Raw genomic sequence first — 17,965 nt, forward strand, 5'->3', positions numbered from 1 at the left:
GCTCCTTATTGAAGTTGCCGCCATAAGACCCGTCGAAACCTGACGCGGCCGCCCTCCTCTACCCGCGCATAGACCGTCTCCAGCACCGTGCGCGATTGCCCCGCAAGCCCGACCGACGTGACTCGAAAAAGCATGGCCGGGGAACGGGACGGCAAATGAGCCAGCCCTTCACCCTCCCCAAGGGATTGAATGCCATAAAACCCGTCCTTCAAGGCAAGCCAGGTGACCGCCGAGACAGGGTTCGTCCCGGCCGCCGTCAAGGAAAAAGCTTCAGCAGGCGGCGCACAGCGGGTGATGGAGTGGCAGACAGGCATCGCCTGGCCAGCCCTTTGCACGGCCGACTCTCCCCACCTCAGCCCGCTTTCGGCAGCTTGAAACGATTGATTGCCATGCCACAGGCTGCTCGCGACTTTTTGCTGGGAGACCGCAGCCTGTATCGAAGACAGCCCCACCTGCGACATCACCAACAGAAACACCAGACTGATCAGCAGCACCATCCCGGCCTGCCGTACACGAATACCACCCTGTATGGTCATCGCCCCTACCCCAGTCGATTCCGCAGTGCCGCCACGACACTGTAAGTCTGGTCCTTCACCCGCCCAGCGGGGTCTTGAAGGGTCATGAGGATGCGCACGCTACGTATCAGCGACTCATCGGCGGGATGGCTGTCGTAGCGCACTACACCCATTGATGCCGAGGTGGCCGCCATGCCGAAGCTGACATCGAATGCCCGTACGTTATCCATCAATACCGCCCTGGCCGGTGCTGCCGGGGTACTGATCTTCAACTGGCCCGACTCGTAGGTGTAGGTGAGTTGGCGTATGCCAAAGCGAAGTTGGCCGGGTTCGACAGCGGGTGGTGTGCCGGCATAAGCCCTGGCCGCCTCCTTGCAGTCGGACAACACGGTCCAGTCAGGCTTGCCGATGCCATCGCCGACATTCGCGGTCACCAGCGTCAGCGACTTCGCACTCCCCGCCGCTTCCCAGCTTATCGGCCGATCAAAGGCAGCCGGAGCATTGTCGATAACGGCCACGGCCAAACAGCCCAACATGCCTGCCTGGCGAATATCCTGGGTGATCTTGCTCAGCACAAACCGCGCGTCATCCTGCAACACCATGGCGGCCTGCTGGCTGGCATGGGTCAACCGCGCACTGATCAGTATCTGGCTCGCCCCCAGTATCAAGACCAACCCGAGGGCGAGCGCCAGCAGCACTTCCACCTGGCTGAAACCTCGCACAACACGCTTCATTGCGACACTCCTTGTTCATTGCTGATGCGACTGGTCAGGGTGAAGGTTTCCCGCGCCCCTGGACGGTTTGCTGCCCGGGCATCCGCCCAACTGATGCTGATGGTGACCTCGTGCCCGTTCACCACCACTGAACCTTTGGCATCCTCTCCGGCAAACCCCATGATATTGGCTTGGAAATCGTGCAGGTCCAGGTCACGCACGCTGGCGGTGGCAGTGTTGGGTGGTGCCAACTCCGCCCTGCCCCATGTGTAATCCGCGCCAGCATTGGTGCGAATGCGGTCGAGCATGTCATAGGCAATAAAGCTCGCTTGGCTGGTCATCCTGGCGCTGTTGGTGTACTTGAGCGCGTTGAGTTGCAGTACCGCAGCGCCCATCAGGCCGATCGCCAAAATCAACAGCGCTACCAGCACTTCGACCAGCGTCATGCCGGACTGGCGCGAGTGCGCAGCGCGCAGGAAAAATCGGTTCTGGCAGGCTGGCATTTGCGTCGTCATCCATGTCGAAGGCCGGTAAAAAAAGCAGGCAAAGCCTGCTGTGCGACCCAAGACTAGCGTCGGTTTTAGAGCCGCGCTGCTCCCGGAATAAAGGGAAACACTTTGGATATAAAGGCCATCATCCAGCGCCAAGGACCAAGCGCTATACCTAGACAACTCACTCGTGCCCAAGGAGGGAACGCACATGAAACAACAAGGATTCACCCTGATTGAAATGTTGCTGGGGCTGATCGTCACCAGTTTTCTAGCGCAACTGGCCGTACCCGGTTTCAAGGGTTTGCTTGAATCGCAGCAACGACAAAGCGTGGCCCAGTCACTCGCCTCCGGGTTGCGCTACGCACGCACCGAGGCCATCGCGCGCAACCGGGCGGTGGTGGTTCATGCAAAGGGCGAGGACTGGAGCCTGGGATGGCGCGTGATACTGGATGTAAGTGGGCGCGGCCACTTGGATGACGACAATCCGGTATTGTTGGAGCGCGAGGACAATGGACGCGTGCCAGTCGCCGGTAATGGCCCGGTGACGAGCCAGGTGCGCTTCAGCGGCGTGGGGGAGCCGGTGTTCGCCGGCGGGGGATTTCGTGCCGGCACCGTGCATGTGTGTGACAAGGACCAGGCACAGAGCCTGTATCAGATCGTGCTGGCCCCCAGCGGGCGCGTCAGCCTGCGCAGTGACAAGACCGAACAGGCGTTATGCCGAGGTTATTCCAGCACCCTGGCCGTCAGAGCAGCGAGCGGACCCGCAGCTCTTTGGGCATCGAGAACGTGATGTTCTCTTCACGACCCGCAAGCTCATCGGCGCCGGTGGCACCCCAGGCCTGCAACTGTTGGATCACGCCGCGCACCAGCACTTCCGGAGCGGAGGCGCCCGCCGTGATGCCAATACGCTCGACACCGTCGAACCAGCTGCGCTGCATGTCTTCGGCGCCGTCGATCAGGTATGCCGGTGTGGCCATGCGTTCGGCCAGCTCGCGCAAGCGGTTGGAGTTGGAACTGTTAGGGCTGCCGACCACCAGCACCACATCGCACTCATTCGCCAGCTGCTTGACCGCATCCTGGCGGTTTTGCGTGGCGTAGCAGATGTCATCCTTGCGGGGCCCGCCAATGGCCGGGAATCGCGTGCGCAGGGCGTCGATGACGCGGCTGGTATCGTCCATGGACAAGGTGGTCTGAGTGACGAAAGCCAGGCGATCAGGGTTGTGCACCTGCAGGTTGGCGACGTCTTTTTCGTCTTCCACCAGGTAGATGGCGCCGCCGTTACTGGCATCGTACTGGCCCATGGTGCCTTCGACTTCCGGGTGACCGGCATGGCCGATCAGGATGCATTCGCGGCCGTCGCGGCTATAACGCGCTACCTCGATGTGCACCTTGGTTACCAGCGGGCAGGTGGCATCGAACACTTTAAGGCCGCGGCCGGCCGCTTCGGTACGCACCGCCTGGGACACGCCATGGGCACTGAAGATGACGATAACGTCGTCGGGTACCTGGTCGAGTTCTTCGACAAAGATCGCACCGCGTGCGCGCAGGTCTTCGACCACGAACTTGTTATGCACGACTTCGTGGCGCACATAAATCGGCGGCCCGAAGACTTCCAAAGCGCGGTTGACGATTTCGATCGCCCGGTCCACGCCAGCGCAGAAGCCACGGGGGTTGGCGAGTTTGATTTGCATGCTGTGCCTCGTGCCTTGCAGGCCAAGAAATTGGATCAACTCAGCTCTATAGAATAAGCGTCTGTGGGAGCGGGCTTGCCCGCGATGCAAACGACTCGATGTATCAGGTACACCGAGGTGATGCTATCGCAGGCAAGCCAGCTCCCACACAAGCCAGCCCCACAGGAACCGGTTTCGTCAGTTAGAGCGCTTTAACGTCGATGATTTCAACATCAAACGTCAAGGTTTTACCGGCCAACGGATGGTTGAAATCGATGGTTACTTGCGCATCATCGAAGGCTTTGACCACACCGGGCAATTCGGTATTCGCCGCATCATTGAAGATCACCAGCAAGCCTTCCGACAGGTCCATGCCTTCGAACTGCGAACGCGGGATGATCTGCACGTTTTGCGGGTTGGGCTGGCCGAAGGCGTTTTCCGGCAGGATCTGCAGGTTGCGCTTGTCGCCCGCCTTGAACCCGAACAACGCTGCTTCAAAACCAGGCAGCAGGTTACCGTCGCCAACTTTGAAGGTCGCCGGGGCCTTATCGAAAGTGCTGTCTACCGTGTCGCCATTCTCCAGGCGCAATGCGAAATGCAAAGTGACTTCCGTGTTCTGGCCGATGCGTTGCTCAGCCAATACCTGATCAGTCATTGACGGTCTCTCCGGTTTTCTTGCTCTTGAACATATCCAGCGCCAGCATGATTGCACCAACGGTGATGGCGCTGTCGGCAAAGTTGAACGCCGGGAAGTAGTGGCGGTTCTGCCAATGCACCAGGATGAAGTCGATCACATGGCCAAGGGCAATGCGGTCATACAGGTTGCCCAGCGCGCCGCCCAACACCAGCGCCAGCGCGATGGCCAGCCAGGTGTCGTCGCGGCCCAGGCGCTTTAGCCACACCACCAGCACAGCACTGACCACCACGGCGATCACCGCGAACAGCCAGCGCTGCCAGCCACCGCCGTCAGCCAGGAAGCTGAAGGCGGCGCCGGTGTTGTAGGCCAGGGTCCAGCTGAAGTAATCCGGGATCACCACGATTTGCTGGAACATTTCCAGGGAGCCCTCGAAGTGAGCCTTGCTGACCTGGTCGATGACCAGTACCAGCAGGCTCAGTACGAGCCAGCCCAGACGTCCGAAACGACTGGCTGCATTAGGCATAGTGGCGAACCTCGCCTTCACCGCTGATGTTGTCGACACAACGACCACAGATTTCCGGGTGCTCAGGGTTCACACCCACATCTTCACGGCAGTGCCAGCAACGGGCGCATTTAGGGAAGGCCGACTTCACCACCTTGAGCTTCAGGCCCGGCACCTCGGTGACCACGGCATCTGCCGGGGCCTGGGCGAAAGGTGCCAGGCTCGCGGTGGAGGTGATCAGTACGAAGCGCAGTTCGTTGCTCAGCTTGGCCAGGTCGGCGGTCAGGCCATCTTCGGCAAACAGAGTGACTTCGGCTTGCAAGTTGCCACCCACGGCCTTGGCCGCACGTTGGACTTCCAGTTCCTTGTTCACTGCAACCTTGACGGCCATGACGCCTGCCCAGTACTCGCGGCCCAGTTCGAAGTCGGCCGGCAATTCGGTCAAGCCTTCGTACCAGGTGTTGAGCATGACGGACTCATTACGCTCGCCTGGCAGGTATTCCCACAACTCGTCGGCGGTGAACGCCAGGATCGGTGCGATCCAGCGCACCAGCGCTTCGCTGATGTGGTACAGCGCGGTCTGCGCCGAACGGCGCGCCTTGCTGTTGGCGCCGGTGGTGTACTGGCGGTCCTTGATGATGTCGAGGTAGAAACCGCCCAGCTCCTGCACGCAGAAGTTGTGGATCTTGGAGTAGACGTTCCAGAAGCGGTATTCGCCGTAGTGCTCTTGCAACTCACGCTGCAGCAACAGGGTACGGTCCACGGCCCAACGGTCCAGGGCGAGCATGTCTTCGGCCGGCAACAGGTCGGTGGCCGGGTTGAAACCGGTCAGGTTCGACAGCAGGAAGCGCGCGGTATTGCGGATACGGCGGTAGGCGTCGGCGCTGCGGGCCAGAATCTGGTCCGACACGGCGATTTCACCCGAGTAATCGGTGGAAGCCACCCAAAGACGCATGATGTCGGCGCCCAAGGTATCGTTGATCTTTTTCGGTTCGATCACGTTCTTCAGCGACTTGGACATCTTGCGGCCCGTCTCGTCGACGGTGAAACCGTGGGTCAGCAGCTCGCGGTACGGCGCGTGATTGTCGATGGCGCAACCGGTCAGCAATGACGAGTGGAACCAGCCACGGTGTTGGTCCGAACCTTCCAGGTACAGGTCGGCGCGCGGGCCGGTCTCGTGACCCATCGGGTGCGAGCCACGCAGCACGTGCCAGTGAGTGGTGCCCGAATCGAACCACACATCCAGGGTGTCGCTGATCTTGTCGTACAGCGGCGCTTCGTCGCCCAGCAGCTCGGCGGCGTCCAGCTTGAACCAGGCTTCGATGCCTTCTTGCTCAACGCGCTGGGCCACGACTTCCATCAACTCGACGGTGCGCGGGTGCAGTTCACCGCTTTCCTTGTTCAGGAAGAACGGGATCGGCACGCCCCAGTTACGTTGGCGGGAGATGCACCAGTCCGGACGGTTGGCAATCATCGAGTGCAGGCGCGCCTGGCCCCAGGCCGGGACGAACGTGGTGTCTTCGATGGCCTTGAGCGAACGTACACGCAGGGTGTCGCCGCTGGTCGGCTCTTTGTCCATGCCGATAAACCACTGCGCCGTAGCGCGGTAGATCAGCGGGGTCTTATGACGCCAACAATGCATGTAGCTGTGCTGAATGGCAGCGGTTTGCATCAACGCACCGACTTCACGCAGCTTTTCGATGATCGGTTGATCGGCCTTGAAGATGAACTGGCCACCGAAGAACTCGAGCGAAGGCACGTATACGCCGTTGCTCTGCACCGGGTTGATGATGTCATCGTTGACCATGCCGTACTTCTTGCAGATCACGAAGTCGTCCACACCATAGGCAGGCGAGCAGTGAACAATGCCAGTACCCGAACCCAGCTCGACGTAGTCAGCCAGGTACACCGGCGACAGACGGTCATAAAACGGGTGACGGAAGTTGATCAGCTCCAACGCAGAACCGGTGGTGGTGGCGATCACCGAACCTTGCAGCTCGTAACGCCCCAGGCACGACTCGACCATTTCTTCGGCCAGCACCAGCAGGCGATCACCGACGTCCACCAGGGCGTAGGTGAATTCCGGGTGCACGTTCAGCGCCTGGTTGGCCGGGATGGTCCAGGGAGTGGTGGTCCAGATCACGATGGCGGCAGGCTTGGCCAGGCTTGCCAGGCCGAACGCCTGGGCCAGCTTGGCGTCGTCGGCGATCGGGAAGGCCACGTCGATGGTCGAGGACTTCTTGTCTTCGTACTCCACTTCCGCTTCGGCCAGGGCCGAACCGCAGTCGAAGCACCAGTTCACGGGCTTGAGGCCCTTGAACACGAAACCGCCCTTGACGATTTCGGCCAAGGCGCGGATTTCACCGGCCTCGTTCTTGAAATTCATGGTCTTGTAGGGGTTGTCCCACTCGCCCAGCACACCCAGGCGGATGAATTCGGACTTCTGCCCTTCGATCTGCTCGGCGGCGTAGGCACGGCACAGTTCGCGGGTTTTATCCGCGCCCAGGTTCTTGCCGTAGGTCACTTCGACTTTGTGTTCGATCGGCAAGCCGTGGCAGTCCCAACCCGGGACATATGGCGCGTCGAAGCCCGACAGGGTCTTGGAGCGCAGGATCATGTCCTTGAGAATCTTGTTCAGCGCATGACCGATGTGAATCGTGCCGTTGGCATAAGGAGGGCCGTCGTGCAGGACGAATTTCGGACGATCCTTGCCAATTTCGCGCAACTTTCCGTACAGGCCAATACTGTCCCAGCGCTGCAGGATCTGCGGTTCGCGCTGTGGCAGGCCGGCCTTCATTGGGAAGGCGGTGTCCGGAAGGTTTAGCGTGGCTTTATAGTCGGTCATTTAAGGCTCTTCGGTTAGCGATGGGCGCTAGGTGCGGCTAGTGCACGGGCGGCGGCGACATCCGCATTGATCGCCGTTTTCAACGCCTCCAGGGAGGCGAAACGCTGCTCTTCACGCAGCTTCTGGTGGAAAACCACCGTCAAACGCCGGTCGTATAAATCACCGGCAAAATCCAAAAGGTGAACTTCCAGGTGGGCCTTGCCATCACCTGCAACCGTGGGCCTGACGCCTATATTGGCGACTCCTGGCCACGATTGGCCGTCGATGTCGACGCTTACCAGGTAAACCCCGGTCAGCGGCACACGACGGCGCTTGAGTTGCACGTTGGCGGTTGGCGTGCCCAATTGGCGCGCCAGCTTCTGGCCGTGCAATACCCGTCCGGCAATGCGGAACGGGCGACCGAGCAAACGCTCGGCCAGGTCGAAGTCGGCGGCGGCCAGGGCGTTACGCACCTGGGTGCTGCTCACGCGCAGGCCGTCCAGTTCGACGGTTTGCGCGGCTTCGACAGTGAAGCCCTGATTGACACCGGCATGTTGCAGGAAATCGAAATCCCCGACACGGTCACAACCGAAATGGAAGTCGTCGCCGACCTCCAGGTGCTGCACACCCAAGCCGTCCACCAAGATGCGGTCGACGAACTCGGCGGCGCTGAGGCTGCGCAAACGCTGGTTGAAAGCCAGACAGAGGACACGGTCCACGCCCTCCTCCGCCAACAGCTGCAACTTGTCCCGCAAGCGCGCCAAGCGTGCCGGCGCCGTTTCCGGGGTAAAGAATTCCCGCGGTTGTGGCTCAAAAATCACCACGCAGCTGGGCACGCCCAACTCGACCGCACGCTCGCGCAGCCGAGCCAGGATAGCCTGGTGGCCGCGGTGAACACCGTCAAAGTTGCCAATAGTGGCGACGCAGCCCCGATGCTCGGGGCGCAGGTTGTGGAGACCTCGAACCAGCTGCATAACGCGCTTCTTGCTCATAAAGTGGTCGATTATAACCACACCCAGCCCCGGACGACAGGCAACAGCGCAGGCCAAATGGGTCGAATCGATAAAACAACCGTTTTATCGCGGCAAACTCGCTACCCCAGCGACTTGCGATTGAAATCGCGCAGGCGAAAACCCTGCAACAGCAACATCCCGAAGTACACCACCACGCCCGCCACTACCAATACACCCAGGCGCATGAAGCGCTCCAGCATAGTGCCTTGGCCCCAGGCCGGCATGATGTGCATCAGGCCAAACAGCACAATCGACATCGCGGCTACGGCCACTAGCAACTTGAGCGCAAACACGCCCCAGCCTGGCTGGGGCTGGTACATCTGTTGTTTGCGCAGTTGGTAAAACAACAAGCCCGCGTTTATGCATGCACCCGCGCTGATCGCCAAGGCCAGGCCGGCGTGGGCCAACGGGCCGATAAACACCAGGTTGAGCAGTTGCGTGACGACCAGGGTAAAAATCGCGATTTTCACCGGCGTGCGGATGTTCTGCTGGGCGTAGAAGCCGGGCGCCAGCACTTTGATCACGATAATGCCGAGCAGGCCGACGGAGTAGGCGACCAGCGCATGCTGGGTCATCAAGGCGTCATGGGCATCGAACTGTCCGTATTGAAACAGCGAGACCGTCAACGGTTCGGCGAGGATGCCCAGTGCCAGCGCACACGGCAACACCAGCAAAAAGCACAGGCGCAGGCCCCAATCGAGAATGCGTGAGTATTCCTGGCGATCTTTGCTGGCATAGGTACGCGCCAGGGTCGGCAGCAGGATCGTGCCCAACGCCACGCCCAGCACACCGGATGGCAATTCCATCAAGCGGTCGGCGTAGTACATCCACGACACCGAGCCGGACACCAGCAACGAGGCGAACGCGGTGTTGATGATCAGGGAAATCTGACTGACCGACACCCCGAGGATCGCCGGCAACATGTTGCGCATGACGCGCCACACGCCAGTGTCTTTGAGGTTCAGGCGCGGCAGTACGAGCATGCCGATTTTTTTCAGGTGGGGCAGTTGGTACAGCAACTGCGCCAAGCCACCGGCAAGCACCGCCCAGCCAAGCGCCATGACGGGCGGGTCGAAGTACGGCGTGAGGAACAGCGCAAAAATAATCATGCTGACGTTCAGCAAGGTCGGCACGAAGGCCGGCACCGAGAAACGGTTCCAGGTATTGAGGATCGCGCCCGCCAGGGACGACAGGGAGATCAGCAATATATAAGGAAAGGTCACCCGCAGCAGATCGGTGGTCAGCGCGAATTTTTCCGGGGTATTGGCAAAGCCGGGGGCGGTGGCCCATATCACCCAGGGCGCGGCGAGCATGCCGATGAGGGTCACCAGCATCAGCACCAGGGTCAGCAGGCCCGAGACGTAGGCAATAAAAGTGCGAGTCGCCTCCTCGCCCTGCTGGGTCTTGTATTCGGCCAGGATCGGCACGAATGCTTGGGAAAATGCGCCTTCGGCGAAGATCCGCCGCAACAGGTTGGGCAGTTTAAAGGCGATAAAGAACGCATCCGTGGCCATGCTGGCGCCAAAGATGCGTGCCAGCAGGGTGTCACGCACAAACCCCAACACCCGGGAAATCATCGTGATAGAGCTGACGGCAGCCAACGATTTGAGCAGATTCATTGAAAGAGTTTGCGCCTATAGATAAAGAGCAGGCGAACTACGCGCCCACTTATGCGATACTGCGCGCCTGCAACAGCACAGAGCCAAAGCTCGCGAGTTTACAGGTCAAGCGCCGGAAATAAATCACCCGCCTCTTCAGATCGACCACTCAGCAGTTCGCATCAGCCGCCCTTGACAACCCGTCAAGTCATCGGCATGATTCGCGGCCTATTTTGTTTGCTATTTCCTAAAAAGTCTTTCGAGGAGCTCGACGGTGGCCAACACACCTTCCGCCAAAAAACGTGCAAAACAGGCTGAGAAGCGTCGCAGCCACAACGCCAGCCTGCGTTCCATGGTTCGCACCTACATCAAGAATGTAGTCAAAGCCATCGACACCAAAGACGCTGAAAAAGCTCAAGCAGCTTACGTTCTGGCTGTGCCTGTTATCGACCGTATGGCCGATAAAGGCATCATCCACAAGAACAAGGCCGCTCGCCATAAGAGCCGCCTGAATGGCCACATCAAGGCTCTGAGCGTTCCTGCTGCAGCCTAAGTGGTAACAACTGCAACGCAGCCCAGGCTGTGTAACAGTTAAAAAATGCCCCGTACCGAAAGGTCCGGGGCATTTTTGTTTGTGCCCGAAAACACGCCCAACAACTGTAGGAGCGAGCTTGCTCGCGAAGGTCGTTAACGATGACGCGGGAAGCCTGGCGCCCAGCGGGGCTCTCGGTTTTTTCGCGAGCAAGCTCGCTCCTACAGTGAGCTCAGGGCAAAAAAAACGCCCCGAACCAGTCGGGGCGTTTTTGCTAGCGCTTGATCAAAACATCAATCAATGCTGATGACCGCCTTCACCGTGGACGTGGCCGTGAGCCACTTCTTCCTGGGAAGCGTCGCGGATGGCCACGATCTTCACTTGGAAGTTCAGGCGCTGGCCAGCCAGAGGGTGGTTGCCGTCAACGGTAACGTCATCGCCGTCCAGGTCGCGGATGGTGACGATCTGCATTTGGCCGTCCGGCGCCGAAGCGTGGAACTGCATGCCCACTTCCAGCTCATCAACACCTTCGAACATGCTGCGGCTCAAGGTGCTGACCAGTTCGGCGGAGTATTCGCCGTAGGCATCTTCAGGTTCTACGGCGACGGTCAGTTCGTCACCGACGCTCTTGCCTTCCAGAGCCTTTTCCAGGCCCGGGATGATGTTGCCTGCGCCTTGCAGGTAAACCAGCGGCGCGCCGCCGGCGGAGCTGTCGATGACCTCACCAGCGTCGTTGGTCAGGGTATAGTCGATGGAGACAGCCTTGTTAGCGGCGATCGTCATGGGGCGAGACCTTTTGCATAAGAATGAAGAACGGACAAGTCTAAACAAGGATTTGCCCGAAAGCGAACAGAACCCGGACGGACGGGACCGATCAACGGTCACGATCACAGGTTTTCATCAGGACGACGATGGGCACTGGGTGGCTGAGCTGTCCTGCGGCCACACCCAGCACCTGCGCCACCAGCCGCCCTGGCAGTCGCGCGCCTGGGTGCTCGACCCCACGCAACGCCTTGAAAAAATAGGCCAGGCCTTTGCGTGCGGCTGGTGTGCGCAAGGGCACGAATAACGATAACCTTGGCGCCTGATTCGCGGTAGGCGCTCACCCATAGAGCGCCACCCAAGCCATGCACCTCCAGAGAATTCGCATGCAGACTTTTTTTATCGCACCCACCGATTTTGGTGTGGGTCTGACCTCCATCAGCCTTGGGCTGGTGCGCACCCTGGAACGAGCCGGCCTGAAAGTCGGTTTTTTCAAACCCATCGCCCAGCCACACCCTGGCGATACCGGGCCGGAACGCTCCACCGAGCTGGTGGCACGCACCCACGGCCTGAAACCGCCGCAGCCCCTGGGACTGGCTCACGTAGAGCGCATGCTGGGTGACGGCCAGCTCGATGAGCTGCTCGAAGAAATCATCACCCTGTACCAGCAGGCGGCCGTGGGCAAAGATGTGCTGATCGTCGAAGGCATGGTGCCGACCCGCAGCGCCAGCTACGCGGCACGGGTCAACCTGCACCTGGCCAAGAGCCTGGACGCGGAAGTGATCCTGGTCTCGGCCCCGGAAAACGAAGTGCTTACCGAGCTTTCCGGCCGCGTGGAGTTGCAGGCCCAACTGTTTGGCGGCCCCAAAGACCCGAAAGTGCTGGGCGTGATCCTCAACAAGGTACGCACCGACGAAAGCATGGAGGCCTTCTCGGCGCGCCTCAAAGAGCATTCGCCGCTGTTGCGCAGCGGCGATTTCCGGCTGCTCGGCTGCATCCCCTACCAACCCGAACTCAATGCGCCGCGCACCCGCGATGTGGCGGACTTGATGGGCGCGCAGATCCTTAACGCCGGTGACTACGAAAGCCGGCGCATGACCAAGATCATCATATGCGCGCGCACCATGCGTAACACCGTCGAGCTGCTCAAGCCCGGTGTGTTGGTGGTGACCCCAGGCGATCGCGACGACATCATCCTCGCCGTCAGCCTGGCCGCCATCAATGGCGTGCCGCTGGCCGGGCTGCTGCTGACCAGCGACACCCTGCCCGACCCGCGCATCATGGATCTGTGCCGAGGCGCCTTCCAGGCCGGGTTGCCGGTGTTGTCGGTGAGCACCGGCTCCTATGACACCGCCAACCAGCTCAATAGCCTCAACAAGGAAATCCCCATCGATGACCGCGAGCGCGCGGAAATCATCACCGATTTCGTCGCCAGCCACCTCGATGCGCGCTGGCTGCACCAGCGTTGCGGCACGCCACGGGAGATGCGCCTGTCGCCGGCGGTGTTCCGTTACCAGTTGATCCAACGTGCCCAGGCCGCCAACAAACGTATCGTACTGCCCGAAGGCAGCGAGCCGCTGACCGTACAGGCCGCCGCGATCTGCCAGGCCCGAGGCATTGCCCGTTGCGTGCTGTTGGCCAAGCCTGCGGATGTGGAGGCGGTTGCCCGCGCCCAGGGCATCGACCTGCCCGAAGGCCTGGAGATTCTCGACCCCGACCTGATTCGCCAACGCTACGTGGAGCCAATGGTCGCCTTGCGCAAGAGCAAGAGCCTCAACGCGCCCATGGCCGAGCAACAACTGGAAGACACCGTGGTGATCGCCACCATGATGCTCGCCCTCGACGAAGTGGATGGCCTGGTCTCCGGCGTGATTCACTCAACCGCCAATACCATTCGCCCAGCGCTGCAACTGATCAAGACCGCGCCGGGCTGCACCTTGGTGTCGTCGGTGTTCTTCATGCTGTTCCCCGAGCAGGTGCTGGTGTACGGCGACTGTGTGATGAACCCGCACCCCAGCGCTGCGGAACTGGCGGAAATCGCCCTGCAAAGCGCCGACTCGGCGGCCGCGTTCGGCATCACGCCACGAGTGGCGATGATCAGCTATTCCAGCGGCGACTCGGCCAGTGGCGAGGAGGTGGAAAAAGTCCGCGAAGCCACCCTGCTCGCCCACGAACAACAAAGCTCGCTGCTGATCGACGGCCCGTTGCAATACGACGCCGCCGCCAACGAAAACGTCGCCCGGCAACTGGCGCCCAACAGCCAGGTGGCGGGCAAGGCCACTGTCTTTGTGTTCCCGGACCTGAACACTGGCAACACCACTCACAAAGCCGTACAACGCAGCGCCGATTGCGTGAGCCTGGGGCCAATGCTCCAAGGCCTGCGCAAACCGGTCAATGACCTGCCACGTGGCGCCCAGGTGGACGACATCGTGTACACCATCGCCCTCACGGCGATCCAAGCCGCCAACCGACCCATGGATATCTAAATGCTGGATTTTCTACCTGCCGCCGTGCGCGGGGTGATCGCTTCGCTGTTGCTGGCGCTGAACACGATCCTGCTGTGTTCGTTCCTGTTTATCGTCGCGCTGTTCAAGGCGCTGCCGTTTGCCAAGCGCCTGAGCGAATGGCTGATGAACCACACCCACGAAGCCTGGGTCACCAACAACAAGGGCTGGATGAACCTGGTGCGGCGCACACGCTGGCAGCTGACCGGCCTTGAGGGCCTGGACTACCAGCACTCGTACCTGGTGACCAGCAACCATCAGAGCTGGGTCGACATCATGGTGCTGCAGTACGTGCTCAATCGGCGCATTCGTCCGCTGAAGTTCTTCCTCAAGCAAGAGCTGATCTGGGTACCGGTGATTGGCCTGGCGTGGTGGGCGCTGGGCTTTCCCTTCATGAAGCGCTACAGCAAGGCTTATTTGGAGAAGCACCCGGAGAAGAAAGGCAAAGACCTGGAAACCACGCGCAAGACCTGTGCGAAGTTTCGCGACAACCCCGTGGGGATTTTCAACTTTGCCGAAGGCACACGCTTTACCCCGGGCAAGCATGCGCAGCAGCAGTCACCGTTTCGCTACCTGCTTAAACCCAAGGCGGGCGGTATTGCGTTTGTGCTGGACGCCATGGGCGAGCAGCTCAAATCACTGGTGAATGTGACCATCCACTACCCCGGCGGGCGCCCAGGTTATTGGGATTTGCTGTGCGGCAATATGAAGGACGTGGTGGTGCACTTTGAAGAGGTGCAGATCCCGGCTGATTTCATCGGCAAGAATTATGAGCAGGATGGGGAGTATCGGTTGGCGTTCCAGGGCTGGATCAACCGGCTGTGGGAAGACAAGGATGCATTGCTGGAGCAACTGCACAAAGACTTTCCAGCCAGCCGCTGATCAAAATGGGGGAGCAGGCTTGCCTTAATATCACTTTGTAGGAGCGAGCTTGCTCGCGAAAAACTCATAGGCACCGCGTTTGTCCAGGAAGCACGCGTAATCGTTGACGTTTTTCGCGAGCAAGCTCGCTCCTACAGATGGCAATAGCCAGGCCTCAAGCATGTAAAAGCCCGCCACCGAGTGATCGATGGCGGGCTTTTTGATGGCCGCGGGGTTTAGATCGCGCCGCGCTGACGCAACAGCTCCAGCACTTGCTTGACGCTGTCTTCCAACGACAATGCCTGGGTGTCGATCACCAGATCAGCATTCAACGGCACGTCATACGGGAAGGATTCGCCAGGGATATTATCCCCACCGGCCGCATACAACCCTTGCGGGTCACGCTCGGCGCACACCAACGGCGATGCCTGTACGTAGACGGTCAGCAGGCGATCGGCACCAATCAGCGCCTTGGCCTGTTCACGGCCTTCGGCATCCGGGGCAACGAAGGCCGCCAGGGTCAGCAGGCCGGCTTCGTTGAACTGGCGCGCCACATGAGCGGCACGACGCCAGTTCTCGGTACGCCCGGCACGGTCCTGCGGCAACCCTTTGTTCAGGTCGTGGCGCAGGTTCTGGCCATCCAGTACGAACACCGCACGGCCCATGTCGAACAGCTTGCGCTCAACCGCATAGGCCAGCGTGCTCTTGCCAGCGCCCGACAAACCGCTGAACAACACCGTGGCCGGCTGCTGGCCGAAACGCAGGGCGCGCTCTTCGGTGGCGACATGCGCCAGGCTGCCGTGCTGCGCAGCGCCGCCATGCCCCACCGGTGGCGCGATGATCATACCCGCGGCCACCGTGCCGTTGGTCAAGCGGTCGATCACGATGAACGCACCGGTGGTGCGGTTGCTGTCGTAACCGTCCAGGGCGATGGCGGCGTCCAGGCTGACCTTGACCCGGCCAATTTCGTTGAGCTGCAGCGAACTCGCCGGGCCTTCGGCCAGGGTGTTTACGTCCACGCGGTGCACGATGCTGGTGATGGAACCCGGCACGTAGCTGGTGGCGCGCTTGATGTCGTATTTCTTACCTGGCAGCATCGGTTCTTCAGCCATCCACACCAGCATGGCGTCGAAGGCGTCGGTCACTTGCGGCACGTTGTCGGCATGCACCAACAGGTCGCCACGGGAGATGTCGATCTCGTCTTCCATGGTCAAGGTCACAGCCTGGCCTGGGCCTGCGTGTTCCAGCTCACCTTCAAAGGTGACGATGGATTTGACGCGGCTGCTCTTGCCCGACGGCAACACCACCACTTCGTCGCCCTTGTGCACGATGCCGCTCGCCAGGGTGCCGGCAAACCCACGGAAGTTCAGGTTCGGGCGGTTGACGTACTGCACCGGGAAACGCAGGTCGGTGTAGTTGCGATCATTGGCGATCTCGACAGTCTCCAAGATCTCCATCAGCGACTGGCCGGTGTACCAGGGCGAACGCTCGCTCTTGTTCACCACGTTGTCGCCCTTGAGCGCCGACATCGGCACAAAGGCCAGGGTGCTCGGCTTGAATGCGATACCTTCGGCGAACTTCAGGTAATCGGCCTTGATCGACTCGAATACGCTTTGGTCAAAGCCGTTGATGTCCATCTTGTTGATGGCCACCACGATGTGCTTGATGCCCAGCAACGAGGCGATGTAGCTGTGGCGACGGGTCTGGGTCTGCACGCCGTAGCGGGCGTCGATCAGGATGATCGCCAGGTCACAGGTGGACGCACCGGTGGCCATGTTGCGGGTGTACTGCTCATGGCCGGGGGTGTCGGCGATGATGAATTTGCGCTTGGCGGTGGAAAAATAGCGGTAGGCAACATCGATAGTGATGCCCTGCTCACGCTCGGCCTGCAGGCCATCGACCAGCAACGCCAGGTCGATATCGTCACCGGTGGTGCCGGACTTTTTCGAGTCGCGGGTAATGGCTTCCAGATGATCTTCATAGATCATCTTGGAGTCGTGCAGCAGGCGCCCGATCAGGGTGCTCTTGCCGTCATCGACGTTGCCGCAGGTCAGGAAGCGCAACATCTCTTTGCGCTCGTGCTGGCCCAGGTAGGCGAGGATGTCCTCGCTGATCAAATCAGATACGTGCGACATGACAGCCCCTTAGAAATACCCTTGACGTTTTTTATCTTCCATCGAGCCTGCACCATCGTGGTCGATGACACGGCCCTGGCGCTCGGAAGTTCGCGTCAGGAGCATTTCCTGAATGATGTCCGTCAGCGTCTCGGCTTCGGACTCCACCGCACCCGTCAACGGGTAGCAGCCAAGGGTGCGGAAACGTACTTTCTTTTTGACGATGCGGGCTTTGTCTTCGTCGGACAGGTGCTCGAGGATGCGGTCGTCGTCGATCATGATCAACGTGCCGTTCTTCTCGATCACCTCGCGCTCGGCGGCGAAATACAGCGGCACAATCGGGATGCCTTCCAGGTAGATGTACTGCCAGATGTCCAGTTCGGTCCAGTTGGACAACGGGAACACGCGGATCGACTCGCCCTTGTTGACATTACCGTTGTAGACATTCCACAGCTCGGGGCGCTGGTTCTTCGGGTCCCAGCGGTGCTTGCTGTCGCGGAACGAGTACACGCGCTCTTTGGCACGGGATTTCTCTTCATCGCGACGGGCACCGCCGAATGCGGCGTCGAAACCATGCTTGTCCAGCGCCTGCTTGAGGCCCTCGGTCTTCATGATATCGGTGTGCTTGGCGCTGCCGTGGGTGAACGGGTTGATGTTCTGCGCCACGCCATCGGGGTTGATGTGGGTGATGAGGTCCAGGCCCAGTTCCTCGACCATCTTGTCGCGGAACGCGTACATCTCCTGGAATTTCCAGCGAGTGTCGACGTGCATCACTGGGAACGGCAGCTTGCCTGGGAAAAAGGCCTTGCGTGCCAGGTGCAGCATCACGGCGGAGTCTTTACCGATCGAGTAGAGCATCACCGGGTTATCGAACTCGGCGGCGACCTCGCGGATGATGTGGATGCTTTCCGCCTCCAGCTGTTTCAGATGCGTCAGTTTGTCGACCATGGTTACTCACGGAAAAACGATCTTATGGACGGCCAGCGGGCCGTGTTCGAGCGAGGCATGCTAGCACAGCAACTTCTTCTATTTAGGGCGCCAGCTAGACCGAAACGATATATGAATATGCCGCCGAGTTTGGCGCTCAACTCGGTCAATGTGGGAGCTAGCTTGCCTGCGAAGACGGCCTGACAGCCGACACAGCTATACCGAGTACATATCCATTCCTGCGGTAACGGCCACTTAGGGTTCCGCTTTTACAGCGGCTCACTTTTGAAAAGCGCAAAAGT

The 17,965-nt window shown here is 60.3% G+C and carries 17 protein-coding genes; 5 read left to right on the top strand and 12 right to left on the bottom strand.

All coding sequences use genetic code 11. The annotated features are described in order from the left end of the window. Positions 1-5: 5 nt before the first annotated feature. Genes DK871_RS09935 through pilV form a run of 3 tightly spaced genes read right to left on the bottom strand, consistent with a single transcriptional unit; the run spans position 6 to position 1,731 of the window. Positions 6-536, bottom strand: a complete 531-nt coding sequence (locus DK871_RS09935; protein ID WP_161904883.1) for a PilX N-terminal domain-containing pilus assembly protein — start codon at positions 534-536, stop codon at positions 6-8. Positions 537-541: 5 nt separating this feature from the next. After that, positions 542-1,249, bottom strand: coding sequence for a PilW family protein (locus DK871_RS09940; RefSeq protein ID WP_161904884.1), 708 nt, complete (start codon positions 1,247-1,249; stop codon positions 542-544). Beyond that, positions 1,246-1,731, bottom strand: a complete 486-nt coding sequence (gene pilV, locus DK871_RS09945; protein WP_161904885.1) for a type IV pilus modification protein PilV — start codon at positions 1,729-1,731, stop codon at positions 1,246-1,248. Before pilV ends, DK871_RS09940 begins: the two co-directional genes overlap by 4 nt. A 196-nt stretch (positions 1,732-1,927) precedes the next feature. Here pilV and DK871_RS09950 point away from each other — a divergent pair, with 196 nt between their 5' ends. After that, positions 1,928-2,509 (top strand): GspH/FimT family pseudopilin, encoded by a 582-nt coding sequence (locus DK871_RS09950; RefSeq protein ID WP_161904886.1) that lies wholly within the window; start codon positions 1,928-1,930, stop codon positions 2,507-2,509. Here DK871_RS09950 and ispH read toward each other — a convergent pair. The 6 genes from ispH to murJ all read right to left on the bottom strand — a co-directional run bounded on the left by ispH (position 2,463) and on the right by murJ (position 9,984). Then, complete coding sequence (gene ispH / locus DK871_RS09955; protein WP_032893637.1) at positions 2,463-3,410, bottom strand: 4-hydroxy-3-methylbut-2-enyl diphosphate reductase; 948 nt, start codon at positions 3,408-3,410, stop codon at positions 2,463-2,465. The genes DK871_RS09950 and ispH overlap by 47 nt on opposite strands. 181 nt (positions 3,411-3,591) lie before the next feature. Then, positions 3,592-4,029 carry a peptidylprolyl isomerase gene (locus DK871_RS09960; protein ID WP_169855857.1) on the bottom strand — a complete coding sequence of 146 codons (438 nt, stop codon included), beginning with the start codon at positions 4,027-4,029 and terminating at the stop codon, positions 3,592-3,594. 7 nt (positions 4,030-4,036) lie between these two features. Beyond that, on the bottom strand, positions 4,037-4,549 hold the full coding sequence (gene lspA, locus DK871_RS09965) for a signal peptidase II (protein ID WP_003188406.1): 513 nt from the start codon (positions 4,547-4,549) through the stop codon (positions 4,037-4,039). Then, a complete protein-coding gene (gene ileS, locus DK871_RS09970) occupies positions 4,542-7,373 on the bottom strand; it encodes an isoleucine--tRNA ligase (protein WP_161904887.1) in 2,832 nt (943 codons plus the stop codon). The genes lspA and ileS overlap by 8 nt, the downstream gene beginning before the upstream one ends. A 14-nt stretch (positions 7,374-7,387) precedes the next feature. Then, a complete protein-coding gene (gene ribF, locus DK871_RS09975) occupies positions 7,388-8,326 on the bottom strand; it encodes a bifunctional riboflavin kinase/FAD synthetase (protein ID WP_003188404.1) in 939 nt (312 codons plus the stop codon). A gap of 119 nt (positions 8,327-8,445) precedes the next feature. Continuing rightward, positions 8,446-9,984 (bottom strand): murein biosynthesis integral membrane protein MurJ, encoded by a 1,539-nt coding sequence (murJ, locus tag DK871_RS09980; protein ID WP_161904888.1) that lies wholly within the window; start codon positions 9,982-9,984, stop codon positions 8,446-8,448. 253 nt (positions 9,985-10,237) lie between these two features. Between murJ and rpsT the strand changes: the two genes are divergently transcribed. Further along, positions 10,238-10,516 (top strand): 30S ribosomal protein S20, encoded by a 279-nt coding sequence (gene rpsT / locus DK871_RS09985; protein ID WP_003188401.1) that lies wholly within the window; start codon positions 10,238-10,240, stop codon positions 10,514-10,516. Positions 10,517-10,792: 276 nt separating this feature from the next. Here rpsT and DK871_RS09990 read toward each other — a convergent pair whose 3' ends face one another. Further along, positions 10,793-11,278, bottom strand: a complete 486-nt coding sequence (locus tag DK871_RS09990; RefSeq protein ID WP_017737905.1) for a peptidylprolyl isomerase — start codon at positions 11,276-11,278, stop codon at positions 10,793-10,795. Here DK871_RS09990 and DK871_RS09995 point away from each other — a divergent pair. The 3 genes from DK871_RS09995 (at position 11,277) to DK871_RS10005 (ending at position 14,643) form a co-directional block, all read left to right on the top strand. Continuing rightward, entirely contained in the window at positions 11,277-11,564 is a 288-nt protein-coding gene (locus tag DK871_RS09995) for a DUF3565 domain-containing protein (RefSeq protein WP_161904892.1), read from the top strand. The two genes, DK871_RS09990 and DK871_RS09995, sit on opposite strands and share 2 nt — an antisense overlap. Before the next feature lie 79 nt (positions 11,565-11,643). Beyond that, positions 11,644-13,743, top strand: a complete 2,100-nt coding sequence (gene pta / locus DK871_RS10000; RefSeq protein WP_003188396.1) for a phosphate acetyltransferase — start codon at positions 11,644-11,646, stop codon at positions 13,741-13,743. Further along, positions 13,744-14,643: an acyltransferase gene (locus DK871_RS10005; protein WP_161904889.1), complete on the top strand. Its 900-nt coding sequence runs from the start codon at positions 13,744-13,746 to the stop codon at positions 14,641-14,643. It abuts the gene before it with no gap. A gap of 215 nt (positions 14,644-14,858) precedes the next feature. Here DK871_RS10005 and cysN read toward each other — a convergent pair whose 3' ends face one another. Together cysN and cysD are read right to left on the bottom strand one after the other, a co-directional pair. Then, positions 14,859-16,757: a sulfate adenylyltransferase subunit CysN gene (cysN, locus tag DK871_RS10010; RefSeq protein ID WP_089041399.1), complete on the bottom strand. Its 1,899-nt coding sequence runs from the start codon at positions 16,755-16,757 to the stop codon at positions 14,859-14,861. Between the two features lie 9 nt (positions 16,758-16,766). After that, positions 16,767-17,684, bottom strand: coding sequence for a sulfate adenylyltransferase subunit CysD (gene cysD, locus DK871_RS10015; RefSeq protein WP_161904890.1), 918 nt, complete (start codon positions 17,682-17,684; stop codon positions 16,767-16,769). Positions 17,685-17,965: the final 281 nt, after the last annotated feature.

Origin of the sequence: Pseudomonas sp. L13 (assembly GCF_009935965.1) — a bacterium.
GTDB classification, from domain to species: domain Bacteria; phylum Pseudomonadota; class Gammaproteobacteria; order Pseudomonadales; family Pseudomonadaceae; genus Aquipseudomonas; species Aquipseudomonas lactis.

Bases quoted from the DNA above. Each gene is read 5' to 3' on its own strand.
- DK871_RS09935 (WP_161904883.1), bottom strand. From the start codon at position 536: ATGACCATACAGGGTGGTATTCGTGTACGGCAGGCCGGGATGGTGCTG.
- DK871_RS09940 (WP_161904884.1), bottom strand. From the start codon at position 1,249: ATGAAGCGTGTTGTGCGAGGTTTCAGCCAGGTGGAAGTGCTGCTGGCG.
- pilV (WP_161904885.1), bottom strand. From the start codon at position 1,731: ATGCCAGCCTGCCAGAACCGATTTTTCCTGCGCGCTGCGCACTCGCGC.
- DK871_RS09950 (WP_161904886.1), top strand. From the start codon at position 1,928: ATGAAACAACAAGGATTCACCCTGATTGAAATGTTGCTGGGGCTGATC.
- ispH (WP_032893637.1), bottom strand. From the start codon at position 3,410: ATGCAAATCAAACTCGCCAACCCCCGTGGCTTCTGCGCTGGCGTGGAC.
- lspA (WP_003188406.1), bottom strand. From the start codon at position 4,549: ATGCCTAATGCAGCCAGTCGTTTCGGACGTCTGGGCTGGCTCGTACTG.
- ileS (WP_161904887.1), bottom strand. From the start codon at position 7,373: ATGACCGACTATAAAGCCACGCTAAACCTTCCGGACACCGCCTTCCCA.
- ribF (WP_003188404.1), bottom strand. From the start codon at position 8,326: ATGCAGCTGGTTCGAGGTCTCCACAACCTGCGCCCCGAGCATCGGGGC.
- murJ (WP_161904888.1), bottom strand. From the start codon at position 9,984: ATGAATCTGCTCAAATCGTTGGCTGCCGTCAGCTCTATCACGATGATT.
- DK871_RS09995 (WP_161904892.1), top strand. From the start codon at position 11,277: ATGGGGCGAGACCTTTTGCATAAGAATGAAGAACGGACAAGTCTAAAC.
- DK871_RS09990 (WP_017737905.1), bottom strand. From the start codon at position 11,278: ATGACGATCGCCGCTAACAAGGCTGTCTCCATCGACTATACCCTGACC.
- pta (WP_003188396.1), top strand. From the start codon at position 11,644: ATGCAGACTTTTTTTATCGCACCCACCGATTTTGGTGTGGGTCTGACC.
- DK871_RS10005 (WP_161904889.1), top strand. From the start codon at position 13,744: ATGCTGGATTTTCTACCTGCCGCCGTGCGCGGGGTGATCGCTTCGCTG.
- cysN (WP_089041399.1), bottom strand. From the start codon at position 16,757: ATGTCGCACGTATCTGATTTGATCAGCGAGGACATCCTCGCCTACCTG.
- cysD (WP_161904890.1), bottom strand. From the start codon at position 17,684: ATGGTCGACAAACTGACGCATCTGAAACAGCTGGAGGCGGAAAGCATC.